This is a genomic window from Mycobacterium sp., assembly GCF_049802695.1.
GTDB lineage: Bacteria > Actinomycetota > Actinomycetes > Mycobacteriales > Mycobacteriaceae > Mycobacterium.
Genome location: NZ_JBARMY010000253.1, coordinates 1 through 20,534 on the forward strand (window position 1 = coordinate 1; position 20,534 = coordinate 20,534).

Here is a 20,534-nt window from a genome sequence, read left to right on the forward strand (position 1 = left end):
GAGCGAAGCGATGAGGAGGAGGTGGCGCTGATGAGCGCGCCGACGACGATGCAGAGCGAAGCGATGAGGAGGAGTGGCGCTGATGAGTGAGTTCCTGTCCACCGGAACGCTTCCCGACGAGTACCAGCAGCTGGCCAAGACCGTGCGGGACTTCGCACAGAGCGTCGTCGCGCCGGTCGCCGCCCGTCACGACGCTGAGCACTCGTTCCCGTACGAAGTAGTGGCCGGGATGGCTGACATGGGCCTTTTCGGCCTGCCCTTCCCCGAAGAATGGGGCGGCATGGGCGGCGATTACTTCGCCCTGTGTCTTGCGCTGGAGGAGCTGGGCAAGGTCGACCAGAGCGTGGCGATCACGCTGGAGGCCGGTGTCTCGCTGGGCGCGATGCCGGTCTATCGGTTCGGCACCGACACACAGAAGCGAGAATGGTTGCCGCAGTTGACCAGTGGTCGCGCCTTAGGCGCGTTCGGGTTGACCGAGCCCGGGGGCGGCACCGACGCCGGCGCCACCATGACCACCGCGCGCCTCGACGACGGGCACTGGGTGATCAACGGATCGAAACAGTTCATCACCAATTCGGGCACCGATCTGACGAAGCTGGTCACCGTCACCGCCGTGACTGGCGAACTGAACGGCAAGAAAGAGATCTCGTCGATCCTGGTGCCGGTGCCGACCGGCGGTTTCACCGCCGAACCGGCTTACAACAAGGTCGGCTGGCACGCCTCGGACACCCACCCGCTGACCTTCGACGACGTCCGGGTGCCCGAGGAGAACCTGCTCGGCGAACGCGGCCGCGGCTACGCCAACTTCCTGCGCATTCTCGACGAAGGCCGGATCGCCATCGCGGCGTTGTCCACCGGCGCTGCGCAGGGCTGCGTTGACGAGAGCGTGAAGTATGCGCGGGAACGCGAGGCGTTCGGCCGGCCGATCGGCCGCTACCAGGCCATCGAGTTCACCATCGCCAGAATGGAGGCCCGCGCGCACACCGCGCGCACCGCCTACTACGACGCCGCGGCGCTGATGCTGGCCGGTAAGCCCTTCAAGAAGCAGGCGGCGATCGCCAAGCTGGTGGCCAGCGAGGCCGCCATGGACAACGCCCGCGACGGCACCCAGATTCACGGCGGCTACGGCTTCATGAATGAATTCACCGTGGCTCGGCATTACCGGGACAGCAAAATCCTGGAGATCGGTGAAGGGACCAGCGAAGTGCAGCTGATGTTGATCGCCCGCGAGGTCGGGCTGTGAAGTCGAGTGAGCGGAACGAACGCAGTGAGTGACGGGAACGAGGCGAACCATCGAGATCTGAGTGCAGTGAACAAGACGATAGTTCAGCGCGGGTTGTGGTTCGAGGAGTTCGAGATCGGCGCCCGCTATCTGCATCGCCCGGGCCGGACGATCACCGAAGCCGACAACGTCCTGTTCACCACCTTGACGATGAACACCCAGGCGTTGCACCTCGACGCCGCGTTCTCTGCTGCCCTGCCGCCGTTTCACCAGCGGCTGGTGAACTCGATGTTCACCTTGTCCACCCTCGTCGGTCTGTCGGTGGCGCAACTGACCCAGGGCACCATTGTGGCCAATCTCGGCTTCTCCGACATTGCCTTTCCCAAACCGTTGTTTCACGGTGACACCCTGTACGCGGAGACGGTGATCACCGAGAAAAGGGAATCGAAGAGCCGTCCCGGCGAGGGAATTCTGACTTTCGCGCACACCGGGCGCAATCAGCATGACGACGTCGTCGCGACCGCCACCCGTCAGACCCTGGTGCGCCTGCGGCCGGCAGAGATCGGCGGCTGATGGGACTGAGCAATCCGAAACCCGCCTGGTTGTTCTGTCCGGCGGACCGGCCGGAGCGCTATGAAAAAGCCGCGGCCGCAGCCGATGTCGTGATCATCGATCTCGAGGACGGTTGCGCCGCCGCCGACCGCCCTGCCGCCCGCCAGGCACTGGTCGACGTCCAGCTCGACCCGACCCGCACCGTGGTGCGCGTCAACCCATTCCACACCGCGGACCAGCAACTGGACCTGGAAGCCGTGGCCAAGACACCCTACGACACCGTCATGTTGCCCAAATGCGAAGCGCCCGAGCAGGTCAGCGTACTGGCGCCGCTCGACGTGATCGTCCTGGTCGAATCTCCGCTGGGTGCGCTCACGGTGACCGACAATGTCCGCGCGCACAACGCCGTCGCGGTGATGTGGGGCGCCGAGGACCTGTTCGCGGTGCTCGGCGGCACCGCGAACCGCTACCCGGACGGGACCTACCGTGAAGTGGCTCGGCACGTACGGTCGCAGTCGCTGCTGGCCGCGAAAGCCTACGGGCGTCTGGCCCTGGACTCGGTCTACCTCGACATCAAAGACCTCGACGGTCTGCGCCGCGAAGTCGATGACGCCGTCGCGGTCGGCTTCGACGCGAAAGTCGCTATCCACCCCACCCAGCTGCCGGTGATCCGCGCCGGCTACTCGCCCACCGCAGAGCAGGCGCAGTGGGCAAAACGCGTGCTGGCCGCTGCCGGGACCGAACGCGGTGTTTTCGCGTTCGAAGGCTTGATGGTCGATGCGCCGGTGTTGCGGCGCGCCGAGCGGATCGCGCAATTGGCGGCAGACTTCGCCTCGTAGCTGCCAGCGACGCTACTTCCCCCGAGCGGCCGCCAACCGGGCGGCGAACTCCGGCGACTGGATAGACCTCGCCTGCGGTCCCAACTCGGCGTGCTTTGAAGTCTCATGCAGCTCGACATCCACCGATCCCGGGTTGGCCGTCGTGCGCATCGTCGCCTTGGTGGCGAGCACGATCTGGCGGGGCGCGGCGGCGGGCCCGGCGGCCAGTTCCAGCGCGGCGGCGACCGGATCGTCGGAAACGCTCAACGCCAGTCCGTGGCGGACAGCGGCTTCGGCGTCCAGGCGCATGCCGAACAACAGCACGGCCCGCGCAACTTGAGGTCCCACGGCGCGGTGCAGCATCCACGTGGCGCCCCCGCCGGGATGAAGTCCCAGTTGCTGAAAGCGGGCGTCGAACACAGCCTTCGGCCCCGCTATGCGCACGTCGGCAGCCAGCGCCAGGTTCAGGCCGGCCCCTACGGCGGCGCCGTTGACGGCGGCGATGGTGGGCAGTGTGCATCTGGCGACCGCCATGAAGCCGTCGTAAAGCTGCAGCAGCCCCTCCGCGGCGGCGTCGCCCAGCGCGCTCAGGTCCGCTCCCGCGCAGAACGCCTTACCCGCACCGGTGACGACGACGGCGTGCACGTCCGGATCGGCTTCCGCCTGCTCAACCGCGGCACGCAACTGCGTCGACATCGCGGAGGTGACGGCGTTGCGCCGATCCGGGTCGTTGACGGTGATCACAGCGACGTGGTTGTCGACGCTGATCAGGACGAGGTCGGATTCGGCCACCGGCACCTCCAGAGCGAATCGGGTCGAGGCGCCTGATGAGGAACCATTTTGCGCCGCGACAATCTCAGCTGTCACCAGTGCCCCCGGCAGGACTCGAACCTGCGACCACAAGATTAGAAGTCATGCGCTCTATCCAGCTGAGCTACGGGGGCAATGCGCAGGTCAGTCTATCGAATGGCAGTCGGCTTGCTCGTCCGCGCAGGCTTTCGCCGTGAAGGCCGCGCCCGCCGGCCCATCGCGCGTGCCGCGGTTAAGCGGCACCTCGAAGGCATTGTCTAACAGCAAGATTCACAGGCCGGCGCGCGTGGTCAGCGCGGGCTAGTGGATTCGCACATTCTCCTTTCACGCCCTTACCATCGGGACTAGCGTTGTCTTCGAACTGGGCTGAACACAGGTCTCCGGGCAGAACCGGGATACGCCGCCGTCGACGCCCGGGCTGGAACGCGCTGAAGACGGGGAGGCCTGAGTGGGAGTGTCATCGCTGGCGCGTTCAACCGACGGCAGGAGCCGACGGTGAGTGACTCCGTCGACGCCGCGGGATTGCCGACCGCGCTGGGAGCAGTCGACTATCTGCTGCACCGCGGCGAAGCCAATCCGCGCACCCGCTCCGGAATCATGGGGCTCGAGCTGCTCGACAGCACCCCGGACTGGGACCGGTTCCGCGCCCGCTTCGAGAACGCGTCCCGACGTGCCTTGCGGCTGCGGCAGAAGGTCGTGGTGCCCACGTTGCCGACCGCGGCACCGCGCTGGGTGGTCGATCCCGACTTCAACCTGGACTTCCATGTGCGACGCCTGCGCGTGCCCGAGCCCGGCACGTTGCGGCAGCTGCTGGATCTGGCCGAAGTGATGCTGCAGTCCCCACTGGACATCGCGCGACCGCTGTGGACGGCCACGCTGGTCGAAGGCCTGGCCGACGGCAGGGCGGCGACGCTGCTGCATCTGAGCCACGCCGTCAGCGACGGTGTGGGCAGCGTGGAGATGTTCGCCCAGATCTACGACCTCGAGCGCGATCCACCGGCCGAGCCGCTGGCGCCGCAACCGGTCCCGCAGGACCTCTCGGGGAACGACCTGATGCGCGAAGGCCTCACTAATCTGCCAGGCGCTCTGGTCGGTGGCGTTCGGGGCGCGCTGTGGGGAGCGGCATCGGTGGTCGGTCGCGCGGTGGTCAACCCCGGAGCAGCAGTTGCCGGGGTGCTGGGCTACGCCCGCTCCGGTGCGCGGGTGATGAGCCAAGCCGCCGAACCGTCGCCGTTGCTGCGCCGGCGCAGCCTCGCCACTCGCACGGAGGCGCTCGACATTCGGCTGAGCGACCTGCACAGGGCCGCCAAGGCCGCCGGTGGATCGATCAATGACGCCTACCTGGCCGGCCTGTGCGGTGCGCTGAGCCGCTACCACCAAGCACTCGGAGTACCGATCAGCTGCCTGCCGATGGCCGTCCCGGTGAACCTGCGGTCCCAAGGCGATCCCGCCGGCGGGAATCGGTTCGTCGGGGTCAATCTGGCCGCGCCGATCGGCACGGCTGACCCGGTGGCTCGCATGCAGAAGATCCGGGCGCAGATGACCCAGCGCCGCGAAGAGCCGGCGATGGACATGGTCGGCTCCGTCGCGCCGTTGCTCAGTGTGTTGCCGACTCCGGTGTTGGAGACGATGACCGGTTCGGTGATCTCGTCTGACGTTCAGGCCAGCAACGTTCCGCTGTACCAGGGCGACACCTACATCGCCGGGGCGAAGATTCTGCGCCACTACGGGCTGGGGCCGTTGCCGGGGGTGGCCATGATGGTTGTGCTGGTTTCCCGGTCCGGTTACGCCACCATCACTACGCGCTACGACCGCGCCGCCATCCGGGACGAAGAACTGTTCGCCCGCTGCCTGCAGGAGGGTTTCGACGAGATCCTCGCCCTTGCCGGTGAACCGGCACCGCGCTCGGTGCCCGCCTCCTTCCGCGCCGACGACGATTCGTCCGACAAGTCAGACCGATCGGCGGCAGGCTCGTGAGTACAGCGCAAGACGAGACGCCCAAGCCGCCTCACGATTTGCGGCTGCCCGGTTCGGTTGCGGAGGTTCAGGCCAGTCCGGCGGGACCGCAGGTCGGTGCCTTCTTCGACCTGGACGGGACATTGGTCGCCGGCTTCACCGCAGTCATCCTCACCCAGGAACGGCTGCGTCGAGGGGACATCGGCGTCGGCGAAATGATCACCATGATTCAGGCCGGGCTCAACCACCAACTCGGGCGTATCGCGTTCGAAGAGCTCATCCTCACCGCCTCCGCGGCGCTGCGCGGGCGCGCGCTGAGCGACCTGGAGGAAATCGGCGAGCGGCTGTTCGGCCAGAAGATCGAGTCCCGGATCTACCCGGAGATGCGTGAACTGGTACGGGCGCACCTGGCCCGCGGCCATACTGTGGTGCTCAGTTCATCGGCGCTGACCGTCCAGGTCCACCCGGTCGCGCGCTTCCTGGGCATCCCGGACACGCTGACCAATCAGTTCGAGGTCGACGAGGACGGAATTCTGACCGGCGGTGTGGTGGAGCCGATCCTGTGGGGTCCGGGCAAGGCCGCGGCCGTGCAGAAATTCGCTGCCGAGCACGACATCGACTTGCAAGACAGTTACTTCTATGCCGATGGCGACGAAGACGTCGCACTGATGTATCTGGTCGGCAATCCGCGGCCGACCAATCCGGAAGGCAAGATGGCCGCGGTCGCCCGGCGCCGCGGCTGGCCCATCCTCCGGTTCACCAGCCGCGGCGGTGGTGGCGTGCTCGGCCAATTGCGCACATTCGCGGGGATCGGCTCGATCGTTCCGATCGGGTCGCTCGCGGTCGGCCTGGGCCTGCTGACCCGCAACCGGCGCCGCGGCGTGAATTTCTTCACCTCGAACTGGTCGCAGCTGCTATTGGCGGCCAGTGGTGTGCACCTCAACGTCATCGGCGCCGAAAACCTGACCGCGCAACGCCCGGCGGTGTTCATCTTCAATCACCGCAACCAGGCCGACCCGGTCATCACCGCCGCGCTCATCCGCGACAACTGGGTTGCCATCGGCAAGAAGGAATTACGAAGCGACCCAATCATGGGCACCCTCGGCAGGTTGCTCGACGCGGTGTTCATCGATCGCGACGACCACGCCGCCGCGGTGGAGACGATGCACCAGGTCGAGCAGCGGGCAAAAGACGGACTGTCGATCATGATCGCTCCGGAAGGCACTCGCGTCGACACCACCGAAGTGGGGCCGTTCAAGAAGGGACCGTTCCGGATCGCGATGACGGCGGGAATCCCCGTCGTCCCGATCGTGATCCGCAACGCCGAAATGATCGCCGCTCGCAACTCCACCACGATCAATCCCGGCACGGTCGACGTCGCTGTCTTCCCGCCCATCTCGGTCGACGATTGGACTGTGGACACGTTGCCGGATCGCATCGACGAAGTGCGCCAGCTGTACCTCGACACCCTCGCCGACTGGCCACTCGACGAACTTCCCCAGCCTGATCTCTACACCCGCGCGGCGCGGAAGAAAACCACTCGCCGGCCGCGGAAAGCTCGACCGAAAGGACGACCGTGACCACACCGGCCGACACCGGCACTTTCACCACCACGGACAACACGTTGGTGTTGGCGGCAGCCTCCTCGTCCACCGAAGACGAGCTGCTCACCGAATGGCTGGACCGGCAGCGTTCCCAGCATCCGGACATCGAGATCGAGGTGTTGCGACTGCCGCCGCGCAAGGCGCCGCCGGCCGCGCTGGCGCAGCTGGTCGAGCAGTTAGAGCTCGACGAGGACCGGTCGATCCTGCCGGTGCAGGTGTTCTGGCTGCCGCCGCCCGGCGGCAGCACGTTGAGCCAGCTGGCCGGGCTTCTTCCCGGACGCGACCCGTATCACCCCGGCGAACGCGAACAGCGTCGCATTCTGCGCGACAATCCGCGCCGCGCGCGAGTGGTGTACGGCGACCCGGCAAAGGTGTCGGAACTCCGTCAGCAGTGGCGCGATAGGACGATCGGTGAAAACCCTCGGGATTTCGCTCATTTCGTCACCCGGCGGGCGATCCTGGCGGTCGAACGTGTCGCCTACCGGCTGCTCGGCCCGCAGTACAAGTCGCCGCGGCTGGTCAAGCCGGAAATGTTGGCGTCGTCGCGGTTCCGCGCCGGTCTGGAGCAAATCCCCGGCGCATCGCTGGAGGATGCCGGCGAAATTCTCGACGAGATGGCCACCGGCTGGAGCCGGATTTCAGTCGATCTGCAGGCCGCCCTAGGTCGTCTGCTGATCCGCGGCTTCGACCCTGCGATCGACTACGACGAGTACCAGGTCGCGGCGATGCGCACCGCGCTGGAATCTCATCCGGCCGTCATGCTGTGGTCGCACCGGTCCAATCTGGACAGTGCCGTGTTGACCGTCGCACTGCAAGAGAACGGACTGCCCAAGACGCATGTGTTCGGCGGGCTGAACATGGCGTTCGGCCTGATGGGTCCGGTGATGCGCCGCGCCGGGGTGATATTCATCCGGCGCAACATCGGCGAGAACGCGCTGTACAAGTACGTGCTGAAGGAATACGTCGGCTACCTGGTGGAGAAGCGGTTCAGCCTGAGCTGGTCCATCGAAGGCACCCGATCGCGAACAGGAAAGATGTTGCCGCCCAAGCTCGGTCTGATGAGCTATGTGGCCGACGCCTACCTGGACGGCCGCAGCGAGGACATCTTGCTGCAGCCGATTTCGATCAGCTTCGACCAGTTGCATGAGGTTGCCGAATACGCCGCCTACGCGCGAGGGGCCGAGAAGAAGCCGGAAGGCGTTGGCTGGCTGTACAACTACATCAAAGCGCAGGGCGAGCGCAGCTACGGCAAGATCTACGTGCGCTTTCCCGAAGCGGTGTCGATGCGGGACTACCTCGGCGAGCCCGACGGTCGGGCGTCCGGCGATGAGTCCGCCAAACGGCTGGCGCTGCAGAAGATGTCGTTCGAAGTAGCGTGGCGCATTCTGCAGGCGACGCCGGTGAACGCGACCGGACTCGTATCGGCGCTACTGTTGACCACCCACGGGCTTGCGTTGACGCTCGCCCAGCTGCATCACACACTGCAGGACTCGCTGGATTACCTGGAGCGTAAACAGAATCCGATGTCGACCAGTGCGTTACGACTGCGCACGCCCGAGGGTGTGCGGTCGGCGGTGGACGCGCTGTCCAACGGGCATCCAGTCACCCGTGTCGACGGTGGCCGCGAGCCGGTGTGGCGCATCGCCCCGGAAGATGAGCACGCCGCCGCGTTCTACCGCAACTCGGTGATCCACGCTTTCTTGGAAACGTCGATCGTCGAGTTGGCGCTGGCACATGCCGGGCATGCCGACGGTGACCGGCTGGACGCCTTCTGGACCCAGGCGATGCGCCTGCGGGACCTGCTGAAATTCGACTTCTACTTCGCCGATTCAGCCGCTTTCCGCGCCAACATCGCCGAGGAGATGGCGTGGCACGACAACTGGGAGGCCCGCGTCAAGGCCGACGGCGACGAGGTCGATGCCATCCTGTACGCCAAGCGGCCGTTGATGTCGGACGCGATGTTGCGGGTGTTCTTCGAGGCCTACGAAGTCGTCGCCGACGTGTTGCGTGACGCTCCCGCGGAGATCGGTGCCAAGGAGCTGACGCAGCTGGCGCTGAGCGTGGGCCGACAGTTCGTCGCGCAGGGCCGAGTGAGCAGCAGCGAGCCGGTGTCCACTCTGCTGTTCGCCACCGCCCGCCAAGTCGTCACCGACCAGAATCTGCTGGAACCCGCCGACGATCTGGGCGAGCGCCGAGACGCATTTCGGCGGGAATTGCGACACATCCTGCACGACTTCGACCACGTCGCGCAGATCGCGCGGAAGAAGTTCGTCGCCCGGGAAGCCGATGCCCGACGCGGGCGGAACGGTAGCCAAACTAACTAAGAAATTCTTCGAATTTCACGACATCGAGCGCAAGCCGGTGCAAGATGCAGGCAGTGCCGCGGGACGCGCCCGAACTGCGTGGCCGCGAGCCGCAAGTCCTTGGATCTGTGCGCGGAGGTCGTGATGGCAGGCCGCAGGTTGCGTTGGCTGGGCGCTGGGATGTTGGCGAGTGGCGGTGCGGGGCTCTTGGCCCTGACGTCGTCGATGAATGCGGCGTTCGCGTATGGTGCGGCGGATACGGCGCTGATCATGGGCGGAAGCTTCAACCCTGAGCCGGATCCCGTCGTCTACGTCCCAGATGTCAACACCGACTACATCCAGCCCCTCTACCATGGATTCGACTCGGTAGGCCTGTACACGCCAGAGCAGTTCTTCCCGGTTTCCGGCTTCAGCGCCTTGACCTTCGATCAGTCGGTCGCCCAAGGCGTCACCGACCTGAATAATGCGATCACGCTGCCACCTGTTGCCGGCGGCTACGCGGGCGACAACCTCGTGGTGTTCGGCTATTCCCAGAGCGCCACGACCGCCACCGACGAAATGAATAATCTCGCGGCTGCCGGCAACCCAATGAATCCCGGCCAGCTCGCCTTCATCCTGGTCGGTGATCCCAATAATCCCGACGGCGGCATCCTGGAGCGCTTCGTCGGCGCATCGATCCCGATTCTGGGCGTGTCCTTCAACGGCGCGACTCCACCGGATACGCCGTATCCGACCGACATCTACACGATCCAGTACGACGGCGTGGCCGACGCCCCGCAGTACCCGCTCAACATCACGGCCGATCTCAACGCCTTGTTGGGTTACTTCTATTTGCACTCCGACTATCCGACGGTGCCGGTCTCGGATTACACCGTCACGCTGCCGACATCGCCGGGCTACTACCCCGATGGCGAAACCCACTACTTCGAGATGCTCACCCAGAATCTGCCATTGCTCGATCCAGTGCGTGACATCCCGGTGGTGGGTAACCCGCTGGCCGACCTAATGCAACCGGACCTGCGGGTGATCGTCGACCTGGGCTACGGCGACGGGTACGCAAACGTTCCCACCCCAGCCGGCCTGTTCCCGCTGGTTAACCCGCTCACTGTCGGAAGCGAACTGGTCACGGGAGCCCAGCAAGGATTTACAGCAGCCTTGGTCGACCTCGGGATTTTGCCGAGTACAGACTTGTCGGGTTTCGCCTACCCGTACCTGCCGGTGGCAGAAACGCCCGGGGAGATCCAGCTACCGGGCCTGCTGTCAGGGCTGTCCGACCCGTCCACCGGGGTGAGTTCGCTGTTCTCCACCGACGTGCTCGGGTCGCTGGACAGCCAGTTGACGTCGCTTCTATCTGATCTGGACCTGAGCAACAGCTTGCTGTCGTTACCGGACGCTTTTGGGCTGGCTTTGGATCCGGCAACGCTGCTGTCAGCGTTCGATTTTCTGAGCTTGTAGAAAAGGTCTGCAGCGCCCATACGCTGTAGCTATGACGAAGATGGCGGTCGGCGGCCGACGGCCGTTGTGGCCATTGCTCGGTGGTGTCGCCGTGCTGGCCGGTGCCACCGCGGCGGGTCTTTCGGCGTTGTCGCTGGCCGATGCGTTGACCGCCACCGGCTTACCCGATCCGGGGCCGGTCACGACGCTGGGCCTGCCGTTCGTCCGGGGAGTCGGTGAGATCGCCGCGGTCGCGGCGGTCGGATCGTTTCTGTTCGCGACGTTCCTGGTTCCTCCGCAGCGCACCGGCGTGCTCGACGCGGGCGGCTACCGGGCGGTTCGTCTGGGCGCCGGCGCATCAGCGGTGTGGGCGGTCTGTGCGGCGCTGCTGGTCCCATTGACCATTTCCGACGTCGCCGGCCAGCCGCTGGCCAACCACCTCAATCCGGTCACCCTGTGGTCGTTGGCCGGCTTGGTCAACACCGCGAGCGCCTGGCGGTGGACCGCTCTGTTGGCCACCGCGGTGATGCTGGCGAGTCGGCTGGTGCTGCGCTGGTCGTGGACACCGCTGCTATTGGCCGGATCGCTGGTGACGTTGTTGCCGCTCGGACTGACCGGCCACTCCTCGGCCGGCGGTTCACACGACCTGGCCACCAACAGCCTGCTGATCCACTTGGTCGCAGCCAGCCTGTGGGCCGGTGGTCTGCTGGCCGTGCTGATCCACGCGCTGCGCGGCGGTGAGCATGCCGGCTTGGCGACGCGGCGGTTCTCGGCCATCGCCGTGTGGTGTTTCGCGGCGATGGCAGTCAGCGGTGTGGTCAACGCGCTGGTGCGGCTCACACCGCTCGAACTGCTGACTACTGACTACGGCCGGCTGGTGACGGCGAAGCTGCTTGCGCTCTGCCTGCTCGGTGTCGTCGGCTGGCGGCAGCGACGCAGCACCGTCGACGCGTTACGCGCCGATCCCGACGCGCCCGGCGCTTTGATCCGGCTTGGAGTGATCGAGGCCGTGATCTTCGCCGTAACTTTCGGCATCGCGGTGGGGCTGGGCCGCACCCCACCGCCACCGCCGCCGGTGCTGCGGCCCACAATCCCGCAGGTGGCCATCGGCTACAACCTCGCTGGACCGCCGACCGTGGCGCGCGTGCTGTTCGACTGGCGCTTCGATCTGATCTTCGGCTCGGCAGCGATCATCTTCGCCACGCTGTATGTGGCGGCGGTGCTGCGGTTGCGCCGCCGCGGTGACAGCTGGCCACCGGGCCGGACCCTGGCGTGGCTGCTCGGCTGCTCGGTGTTGTTGTTCGCGACGTCGTCCGGGGTGGGCCGCTACATGCCCGCGATGTTCAGCATGCACATGGCCGCTCACATGCTGCTGTCGATGCTGACCCCGATCCTGCTGGTTCTGGGCGCCCCGGTCACGTTGGCACTGCGGGCCTTGCCGGCCGCCGGACGCGACGAGCCGCCGGGTCTGCGGGAATGGTTGCTGGCTGCGCTGCACAGCAGAGTGTCGCGGTTGTTCACGCAGCCGATCGTGGCGACCGTGCTGTTCGTCGCCGGGTTCTACGGCCTGTACCTCGGCGGCCTCTTCGAAGCCGCCGCCGGAAGCCACGGCGGCCACGTCTTGATGAACGTGCACTTCCTAGTCAGCGGATATTTGTTCTATTGGGTGGTGATCGGGGTGGATCCCACTCCTCGCCCAATCTCGTCGCTGGCCAAAGTGGGCGTCGTGTTCGCTTCGCTGCCGCTGCACGCATTCTTCGGGGTGGTGTTGATGGGCACGCAAAATGTGCTCGCCGGAAACTTTTACCGGTCGCTGCAGCTCAGTTGGCATACCGATCTGCTCGGCGATCAGCGGCTTGGCGGCGCGATCGCCTGGGCGGCCGGGGAAGTGCCGCTGGTCATCGTCATGATCGCCCTACTCATACAGTGGTCGCGCAGCGACCAACGGGCGGCGCGGCGGTTCGACCGGGCAGCCGACCGCGACGACGATGCGGACCTCGCCGCGTACAACGCGATGCTCGCCGAGTTGGCGCGCCGCGACGCGTCCGGACGGCTGTGACCGGAGTCAACCTCGCGCACTGAGGTTTCAGTCGTCATATCAGTCACCGTCCAACGGGCACCGTCGTTTTGCCTGGCTCAGCCGAGGGTTGCGTCAAGTGCCAACATGTCACAGCCTGCGGCACAAGAGGTCTGAGACACGCCGTGTGGACGAGCAGTGAGACGACACGACCTGCCGCTCTCATGGTGGGGAAGACGCCCGACGTCGAGCGCCTTGTTTGGCTACCAACGAGACCCGACCGGGATTTCCGTCAACCTCGCTTTGCTAGTAGTGGCATGAGGATTGTATCGACGATCTGGATGAGTTCTGTCCGTGTGGGCGCTTGCCCGGTGAGCAGATACTTGTGGAGAACCAACGCCGGTCCGGTACGTGCGATCAACGATGTGTCGGCCTGCGGATCGATCTCGCCGCGCTCGGCTGCGTCGTCGAGAATCTCCTGAATTCGGTGCAACCGTGGCTCAATTACCCTGTCGGTCAACGCCTTTTGGAGTTCGGGATGGCGCAGAAATTCGCCGAGGATGTCGAAGCCGGGCCAGGCGCTGTGTCCGGCGAGGGTGTCGGTCATGGTGGCCAGCCCCCCGATTAGGGTGTCCCGCAAAGAGCCGATCGGCCCTGCTTCGCAGGGGTTTGGTAGCGAGCGCAGCAAGGTGTCGAGAACCAGATCGGGCTTGGACGGCCAACGCCGGTAAAGCGCGGCTTTCCCGGTCTGCGCACGTTTTGCGACCGACTCCAGGGTGAGTCCGGTGTACCCATTGGCGGCAAGCTCCGCCATAACCGCTTGACGAAGCGCTTCTTCCAGCTGCGCGCCTCGCCGCCGCGTCCGTGCGACTTCCTTGACCACGCGGAAATTGTAGACGTTGCGTATCTTAACTAGCAGTAGTAAGTTGCCTGCCTATAAGGAACGGGTCGTCTACTAAACGTATGGAAAATGATGGCTGCGCCGACCAGGACCTTGCCGGATGAGGTTCTGTGCGCGATAGCGCCGATATCCACTCTGCCATTGCTTGTAGTGTCCGGTTCCGTACCGGTTCGAAGCCCGGAAAGACTGCTCGGAATCCTCGCGATCGTGTCGCCCGATGACGAAAGGTTAGTGGTGCAAGCGTTTCCACTTACCAGCCTGCTCAGACGGGGGTGGATGGTGTTGGTTGCCGTGGTCGTGGTGGCTGTCGCGGTGTTCGGCGTGTATCGGCTGCACGGCATCTTCGGCGCGCATAACGCCACGTCGACCGCTACGGGTGGCGTCTCGAATGACATCGTCCCGTTCAACCCCAAGCATGTGGTGTATGAGGTCTTTGGTGACCCCGGGTCGGTGGCAACCATCAACTATCAAGACGTCCATGCCGCGCCCCAGCGAGCCGACCACGTGGCTTTGCCGTGGAGGTATGAGATAACAACCACGGATCCCGCGGTCATCGCCAACCTGGTGGCGCAAGGTAACGGCAGCACACTGGGCTGCCGCATCGTCATCAACGACGTCGTCAAGGACGAGAGGGTCGTCAACGCAGTGAATGCCTACACCTTCTGCCTGGACAAGTCCGGGTGAGCAACCATCACAACCCGCGGCGTTCGTTCGTGGCGATAATCTTGCGACTGTCTGTGCCGATCGCGCTGTTCTGGTTGGCGTTGGCGGCGATCACGAATGTTTTTGTGCCGCAGTTGGAGAAGGTTGCCCAAGCGCATAACGTGTCGCTGAGCCCTCAAGATGCGCCATCGTTGCAGGCCAGCAAACGCATCGGCAAGGTGTTTCACGAGTTCGATTCCGATAGCGCGGCCATGATTGTGCTGGAGGGTGACCAGCCGCTCGGCGCCGACGCCCACCGGTTTTACGACGCATTGATCCAAAAGCTCTCCCGCGACACCAAACATGTGGAGCACGTTCAGGATTTCTGGGGCGATCCGCTAACGGCGGCGGGTTCGCAGAGCACCGACGGTAAGGCGGCGTTGGTGCAGGTGTATCTCGCCGGCAATCAAGGCGAGACGTTATCGAATCAGTCGGTCGATTCGGTGCGCAACATCGTAGACCACACGCCGCCTCCGCCGGGGGTCAAGGCGTATGTCACCGGCGCCGCGCCGCTGGTCACCGATCAGTTCGAGGTGGGTAGTAAAGGGACGCTGAAGGTCACCCTTATCACGCTCGCAGTGATCGCAATAATGCTGTTTTTCGTCTACCGTTCTGTTGCCACTGTGGTCGTGGTCCTTTTAACGGTGATGATTGAGTTGACCGCGTCCCGTGGAGTCGTCGCGGTGTTGGCGAACGCCGGAATAATTGGACTGTCGACGTACTCGACTAATTTGCTTACGTTACTGGTCATCGCCGCCGGAACGGACTACGCGATCTTTGTGCTCGGCCGTTATCACGAGGCGCGACATCAAGGTCAAGACCGCCAAACCGCCTTCTACACCATGTATAGCGGAACCGCCCACATCGTGTTGGGCTCGGGCTTGACTGTTGCGGGCGCGGTATTTTGTCTGCGCTTTACCCGACTGCCTTATTTCCAGAGCCTGGGCATTCCTGCTGCAATTGGCGTCCTTGTCGCGCTGGTGGCGGCGCTTACCTTAGCGCCGGCCGTGCTGGCCATCGGTCGCCATTTCAGTCTGTTTGACCCCAAACGCACAATGCGCACTCGGGGCTGGCGGCGCATCGGCACGGCCATCGTCCGGTGGCCCGCGCCCATCCTGGTAGTGACGATCGCGGTCGCACTGGTCGGCCTGCTCGCCCTGCCGGGCTACACGACGAGTTATGACACCCGCCCGTACATGCCGGCCGACGCGCCGGCCAATATCGGCTACGCGGCCGCGGAGCGACATTTCCCACAGGCCCGGCTCAATCCCGAGTTGCTGATGATCGAGGCGGATCACGATCTGCGCAATCCGGCCGACATGCTCGTCTTGGAGCGGGTAGCGAAGGCGGTGTTTCACACCCCCGGGATTGCCAAGGTGCAAGCGATCACGCGGCCGCTGGGCACGCCGCTGGACCACAGCTCGATCCCGTTTCAGCTCAGCCAGCAAAGTGTTGGCCAGGTCATGAACCTCGAATATCAGGCCGACCGTGCGGCTGACTTATTGCGCCAGGCCGCCGAAAGCCGAAAAACGATCGGCATTCTGCAGCAGCAATACGATACCCAAAAGGAGCTTGGCGCCGCCACCGACGCGGAAACCCAAAGCTTTCACGACACGGTAGATATCATCAACGAGCTGCGGGACGATATCGCAAATTTTGACGACTTCTTTAGGCCGATCCGCAGTTATTTTTATTTCGAGAAGCATTGCTATAATATCCCTGCCTGCTTTGCGCTCAGGTCGATCTTTGATGCCATCGACGGCATCGACAGGTTGAGCGAACAGTTCCAAAGCCTCACATCGTCGTTGGATAAATTGGATGCGGCCCAAAAGAAACTGTTGACGTTATTGCCGCCGCAGATCGCCAGTCAAGAGACCAACTTGAGACTGACGCTGAACAACTATGCCACTAATTCGGGGATCAACAATCAGTCGGCTATTGCCAATGACAACCCGGCCGCCCTGGGTCAAGCCTTCGACAAAGCCAAAAACGACGACTCGTTCTACCTGCCCCCAGAAGTGTTTGACAACCCCGATTTTAAGCGTGGGCTGAAACTGTTCGTCTCGCCGGGCGGCACGGCCGCTCAAATGATCATCACCCATCAAGGTGATCCCGCCACCCCTCAAGCCATTTCCCATATCGACGCGATCAGGAATGCGGCCCAAGAGGCTGTCAAAGGCACACCCTTGGAGGGCGCCAATCTCTACATCACCGGCACCGCGGCGACGTATAAAGATATCCAAGACGGCGCCAAATACGACCTGTTGATTGTGGCACTGGCCGCGCTGAGCCTGATCTTGCTGATCATGATGATCATCACCCGGAGCTTGGTTGCCGCGATCGTCATCGTAGGCACCGTGGCGCTGTCGTTGGGTGCCTCTTTCGGGCTCTCCGTGCTGGTCTGGCAGGACCTCCTCGGTATTCAGTTGTATTGGATCGTGCTGGCGCTGGCCGTCATCCTGCTTTTGGCGGTCGGATCCGATTACAACCTGCTGCTGATATCCCGGTTCAAAGAAGAGATCGGCGCCGGATTGAATACAGGGATCATTCGTGCGATGGCTGGCTCCGGCGCGGTCGTGACCTCTGCCGGTCTGGTGTTCGCGGCCACCATGGCCTCCTTCGTGTTCGCCGATTTGCGGATCCTCGGTCAAATAGGAACCACGATCGCGCTGGGTTTGCTGTTCGACACGCTGATCGTGCGTTCGTTCATGACACCGTCCATCGCCGCGCTGCTCGGGCGCTGGTTCTGGTGGCCGCAACAAGTGCGCCCGCGCCCGGCCAGTCGAATGCTTCGGCCCTACGGATCACGTCCAGCAGTACGTCAACTGCTGCTATGGGACGACGAGGATTCAACGCTGGCGTCCGAACACCGGGCACGCACGCAACCGTGACGTCGACAATCGAATGCTGGTTGATTGGCAGCCGCGGCGTCAAGGGCCAGGCCCTGGCCGCGCCTGCGCGTGCCGGCGTCGATACAGGACCCGTGACTTCCACACACGTGGTGCCGAAGAGCGGCCGCAGACCCCTCGCGGGTCCCTGCGATGGTCTGCTGGCGCCAGAATTAACTGGCTAGGGCTTATGCGTGACCATATTAAATACGGCTTCGGCTAAGTCACAGAAACTTTCTGCAGACGACCTTTCAACCGTGCCACCCTGAGTAGCTGGATGCTGAGGTTGGTCGCCCCCAACATGGGAAACACCCCGATAAATGTTCGGACGGAGGGCGTGGCTCCATGTAACTGTTCAAGACACCCCACTATATAGAAGCATCCAACTGTGAAGATGGTCGCTGGTATCGAGTATGCGAGCAACGATCGGCAATCAGAGATTATTTGCGACGCATAATCGAACTCGCTCCGCGACATTGGCTCGCGTTTGCGCAATTTATGCAAGACGGCTTTATGGGCCCCTACTACTTCACCTAAGGCAGCCGGTGTCCGAACCTCTAATCGTCTTACGAAAATAAATGCACAAGCGCCAAACACTAAACCCAGCGAAGCAGCAAGTATCGTCAGACAACCAAAAAGACCCAAGCCAACCATTCGCGCTCCCTCGCTTCGCCATCGAATCACTGCGCCGTGCCTGCAATGCGAGACTCCGCTATCAAGGCTATCGCGAACCTCTCGAAACGCTACCCCAATCCGGTGGTTCTGCAGCGCTGGAATACGCAAGGTATTGAACGTATCCCCGAACTGCAGGAGGATGATCCGCCGGTCGCGGGAAGCTGTTGAACATGCCGCTGGTCATCAAGCTGTCCACAGTTGCCGCTTTCTGCACAGGCTGACCTCTCCAGCAGCGCCGGCGCCGCTGTCGAGTCTGGAGTCGTCGGTCACTTCGGGGTGAATAACAGGCAGCACCGGCGGTGTGGCGTCACCGGGATTGACCGGGTCGTCATAACAAAGCAACCGCCCCAATAGAGAATGGAGCCCGGAACATGTTCGAAACGCCGCTGACCGTGGTCGGCAACATCGTCAATGACCCGCAACGCCGAATTGTCGGTAGCCAGGAGCTGCTGAAGTTCCGGGTCGCCAGCAACTCGCGCCGCCGCAGCGCCGCCGGCACCTGGGAGCCCGGTAACTCGCTGTTCGTCACAGTGAACTGTTGGGGTCGGCTGGTCTCCGGCGTCGGCGCGTCGCTGGGGAAAGGTTCGCCTGTCATTGTGGCCGGCTACGTCCACACCAGCGAATACGAAGATCGCGACGGCAATCGGCGATCAACGCTGGAGATGCGCGCGACCTCGGTCGGCCCGGACCTGTCCCGCTGCATCGCACGCGTCGAGAAGATCGTCCCGACCGGAACGGATGCCACAACACCGGCCGCGCCGAACACCGAAACCGTGGCCGATCCCGCCGAAACCGACGATGCGGAGCCGGCTGAGGACACCGCTGCCGAGCCGGCGACTGGCAGTGGATTGCCGCTATCGGCTTAGCCCGCGAGGGCGATGCCTAGGATGGGCGACGAGCAGACGCAATAGTAGAAAGGCAACACCCTAGGCATGGCTGAGTTCATCTACACGATGAAGAAGGTCCGCAAGGCGCACGGCGACAAGGTGATCCTCGACGACGTCACGTTGAGCTTCCTTCCGGGAGCGAAGATCGGCGTTGTCGGGCCCAACGGGGCCGGTAAGTCGAGCGTCTTGCGGATCATGGCCGGCCTGGACAAGCCCAACAACGGTGACGCCTTCCTGGCCACCGGCGCCACCGTCGGCATCCTGCAGCAGGAACCGTCGCTGAATGAGGAGAAGACCGTCCGCGGCAACGTCGAGGAGGGTCTGGGCGAGATCAAGGTCAAGCTGGACCGGTTCAACGAAGTCGCGGAGCTGATGGCCACCGACTACTCCGATGAGCTGATGGACGAGATGGGTCGGCTGCAGGAGGACTTGGACCACGCCGACGCGTGGGATCTGGACTCTCAGCTCGAACAGGCGATGGACGCGCTGCGCTGTCCACCGCCCGACGAACCGGTGACGCATCTGTCCGGTGGTGAGCGACGCCGGGTGGCGCTGTGCAAGCTGCTGTTGAGCAAACCCGATCTGCTGCTGCTCGACGAGCCGACCAACCACCTCGACGCCGAGAGCGTGCAGTGGCTCGAACAGCACCTGGCGGCCTATGCGGGTGCGATCCTGGCGGTCACGCACGACCGCTACTTCCTCGACAACGTCGCGCAGTGGATTCTCGAGCTCGATCGGGGTCGGGCGTATCCGTACGAAGGCAACTACTCGACGTATTTGGAGAAGAAGTCCGATCGCCTGGCCGTGCAAGGCCGCAAGGACGTCAAGCTGCAGAAGCGTCTGCAGGAAGAGCTGGCCTGGGTCCGCTCCGGCGCCAAAGCCCGTCAGGCCAAGAGCAAGGCGCGGTTGCAGCGCTACGAGGAAATGGCTGCCGAGGCGGAGAAGACCCGCAAGCTCGACTTCGAGGAGATCCAGATCCCGGCCGGACCGCGACTGGGCACAGTGGTGGTGGAAGTCGAGCACCTGGACAAAGGCTTCGACGGTCGCACATTGATCAAGGACCTGTCGTTCACGTTGCCGCGCAACGGCATCGTGGGCGTGGTCGGTCCCAACGGGGTCGGCAAGACCACGCTGTTCAAAACCGTCGTCGGCCTCGAGCAGCCGGACAGCGGCATCGTCAAAGTCGGTGAAACCGTCAAGCTCAGCTACGTCGATCAGACCAGGGCCGGCATCGACGCGAGGAAAACGGTGTGGGAGGTCGTCTCCGACGGGCTCGATCACATCCAGGTCGGTCAAACCGAGATGCCGTCGCGGGCTTACGTGTCCGCGTTCGGATTCAAAGGACCCGATCAGCAGAAGCCGGCCGGCGTGCTGTCCGGCGGTGAGCGCAACCGACTCAATCTCGCGCTGACCCTCAAGCAGGGCGGGAACTTGATTCTGCTTGACGAACCCACTAACGACCTCGACGTGGAAACCCTCAGCTCACTGGAGAACGCTCTGGTCAACTTTCCCGGCTGTGCCGTGGTGATTTCGCATGACCGGTGGTTCCTCGACCGGACGTGTACGCACATCCTGGCCTGGGAAGGCGACGCCGACAACGAAGCGAAATGGTTCTGGTTCGAGGGTAACTTCGCGGGCTACGAAGAAAACAAGGTAGAGCGGCTGGGAGCAGAAGCGGCCCGCCCGCACAGGATGACCCACCGCAGGCTCACGCGCGACTAATGTCGCCCCCACCAGCGCTGGTGAGCGTGCTGAGTCAGGAGCA

Annotated in this window: 13 protein-coding genes, 1 tRNA gene and 1 pseudogene; 12 read left to right on the top strand and 3 right to left on the bottom strand. The window is 64.0% G+C overall.

From position 1 onward, the window contains the following. Positions 1-82: 82 nt before the first annotated feature. The 3 genes from WA317_RS10285 to WA317_RS10295 are packed head-to-tail and all read left to right on the top strand — an operon-like array spanning position 83 to position 2,613. Positions 83-1,243: an acyl-CoA dehydrogenase family protein gene (locus tag WA317_RS10285; protein WP_425172932.1), complete on the top strand. Its 1,161-nt coding sequence runs from the start codon at positions 83-85 to the stop codon at positions 1,241-1,243. 24 nt (positions 1,244-1,267) lie between these two features. After that, positions 1,268-1,795 (top strand): MaoC family dehydratase, encoded by a 528-nt coding sequence (locus tag WA317_RS10290; RefSeq protein ID WP_425172933.1) that lies wholly within the window; start codon positions 1,268-1,270, stop codon positions 1,793-1,795. After that, positions 1,795-2,613 carry an HpcH/HpaI aldolase/citrate lyase family protein gene (locus WA317_RS10295; RefSeq protein WP_425172934.1) on the top strand — a complete coding sequence of 273 codons (819 nt, stop codon included), beginning with the start codon at positions 1,795-1,797 and terminating at the stop codon, positions 2,611-2,613. Before WA317_RS10290 ends, WA317_RS10295 begins: the two co-directional genes overlap by 1 nt. A 12-nt stretch (positions 2,614-2,625) precedes the next feature. Here the strand turns inward: WA317_RS10295 and WA317_RS10300 are convergent, their stop codons facing one another. Together WA317_RS10300 and WA317_RS10305 are read right to left on the bottom strand one after the other, a co-directional pair. Beyond that, a complete protein-coding gene (locus WA317_RS10300) occupies positions 2,626-3,384 on the bottom strand; it encodes an enoyl-CoA hydratase (protein ID WP_425172935.1) in 759 nt (252 codons plus the stop codon). Between the two features lie 78 nt (positions 3,385-3,462). Beyond that, a tRNA-Arg gene (locus tag WA317_RS10305) sits at positions 3,463-3,536 on the bottom strand. Positions 3,537-3,897: 361 nt separating this feature from the next. Here WA317_RS10305 and WA317_RS10310 point away from each other — a divergent pair. From WA317_RS10310 to WA317_RS10330, 5 genes and pseudogenes are all read left to right on the top strand, one after another. Continuing rightward, positions 3,898-5,379, top strand: a complete 1,482-nt coding sequence (locus WA317_RS10310) for a wax ester/triacylglycerol synthase family O-acyltransferase (protein ID WP_425172936.1) — start codon at positions 3,898-3,900, stop codon at positions 5,377-5,379. Further along, positions 5,361-6,935 (top strand): annotated as a pseudogene (locus WA317_RS10315) (HAD-IB family hydrolase); the annotation flags it as partial. The gene WA317_RS10310 and the pseudogene WA317_RS10315, both read left to right, overlap by 19 nt. Next, positions 6,935-9,286 carry a glycerol-3-phosphate 1-O-acyltransferase gene (locus WA317_RS10320; protein WP_425172937.1) on the top strand — a complete coding sequence of 784 codons (2,352 nt, stop codon included), beginning with the start codon at positions 6,935-6,937 and terminating at the stop codon, positions 9,284-9,286. The pseudogene WA317_RS10315 and the gene WA317_RS10320, both read left to right, overlap by 1 nt. 123 nt (positions 9,287-9,409) lie before the next feature. Next, the gene (locus tag WA317_RS10325; RefSeq protein WP_425172938.1) at positions 9,410-10,720 is read left to right on the top strand and encodes a PE-PPE domain-containing protein; all 1,311 of its coding nucleotides are present in this window, start codon (positions 9,410-9,412) and stop codon (positions 10,718-10,720) included. A gap of 31 nt (positions 10,721-10,751) precedes the next feature. After that, positions 10,752-12,758 (top strand): cytochrome c oxidase assembly protein, encoded by a 2,007-nt coding sequence (locus WA317_RS10330; RefSeq protein ID WP_425172939.1) that lies wholly within the window; start codon positions 10,752-10,754, stop codon positions 12,756-12,758. Positions 12,759-13,008: 250 nt separating this feature from the next. Here the strand turns inward: WA317_RS10330 and WA317_RS10335 are convergent, their stop codons facing one another. Beyond that, positions 13,009-13,599, bottom strand: a complete 591-nt coding sequence (locus WA317_RS10335) for a TetR/AcrR family transcriptional regulator (protein ID WP_425172940.1) — start codon at positions 13,597-13,599, stop codon at positions 13,009-13,011. 294 nt (positions 13,600-13,893) lie between these two features. Here WA317_RS10335 and WA317_RS10340 point away from each other — a divergent pair, with 294 nt between their 5' ends. The 4 genes from WA317_RS10340 (at position 13,894) to ettA (ending at position 20,491) form a co-directional block, all read left to right on the top strand. Beyond that, positions 13,894-14,301, top strand: a complete 408-nt coding sequence (locus WA317_RS10340; RefSeq protein ID WP_425172953.1) for an MmpS family transport accessory protein — start codon at positions 13,894-13,896, stop codon at positions 14,299-14,301. After that, positions 14,298-17,210 (top strand): RND family transporter, encoded by a 2,913-nt coding sequence (locus WA317_RS10345; RefSeq protein ID WP_425172941.1) that lies wholly within the window; start codon positions 14,298-14,300, stop codon positions 17,208-17,210. Before WA317_RS10340 ends, WA317_RS10345 begins: the two co-directional genes overlap by 4 nt. Positions 17,211-18,253: 1,043 nt before the next feature. Then, positions 18,254-18,748 carry a single-stranded DNA-binding protein gene (locus WA317_RS10350; RefSeq protein ID WP_425172942.1) on the top strand — a complete coding sequence of 165 codons (495 nt, stop codon included), beginning with the start codon at positions 18,254-18,256 and terminating at the stop codon, positions 18,746-18,748. Positions 18,749-18,814: 66 nt separating this feature from the next. Next, on the top strand, positions 18,815-20,491 hold the full coding sequence (ettA, locus tag WA317_RS10355) for an energy-dependent translational throttle protein EttA (RefSeq protein ID WP_425172943.1): 1,677 nt from the start codon (positions 18,815-18,817) through the stop codon (positions 20,489-20,491). Positions 20,492-20,534 lie beyond the last annotated feature (43 nt).

What these genes read in the sequence shown, in the direction of transcription:
- WA317_RS10285 (WP_425172932.1), top strand. Translation starts at nt 83, where the DNA reads ATGAGTGAGTTCCTGTCCACCGGAACGCTTCCCGACGAGTACCAGCAG.
- WA317_RS10295 (WP_425172934.1), top strand. Translation starts at nt 1,795, where the DNA reads ATGGGACTGAGCAATCCGAAACCCGCCTGGTTGTTCTGTCCGGCGGAC.
- WA317_RS10325 (WP_425172938.1), top strand. Translation starts at nt 9,410, where the DNA reads ATGGCAGGCCGCAGGTTGCGTTGGCTGGGCGCTGGGATGTTGGCGAGT.
- WA317_RS10330 (WP_425172939.1), top strand. Translation starts at nt 10,752, where the DNA reads ATGACGAAGATGGCGGTCGGCGGCCGACGGCCGTTGTGGCCATTGCTC.
- WA317_RS10340 (WP_425172953.1), top strand. Translation starts at nt 13,894, where the DNA reads ATGGTGTTGGTTGCCGTGGTCGTGGTGGCTGTCGCGGTGTTCGGCGTG.
- WA317_RS10350 (WP_425172942.1), top strand. Translation starts at nt 18,254, where the DNA reads ATGTTCGAAACGCCGCTGACCGTGGTCGGCAACATCGTCAATGACCCG.
- ettA (WP_425172943.1), top strand. Translation starts at nt 18,815, where the DNA reads ATGGCTGAGTTCATCTACACGATGAAGAAGGTCCGCAAGGCGCACGGC.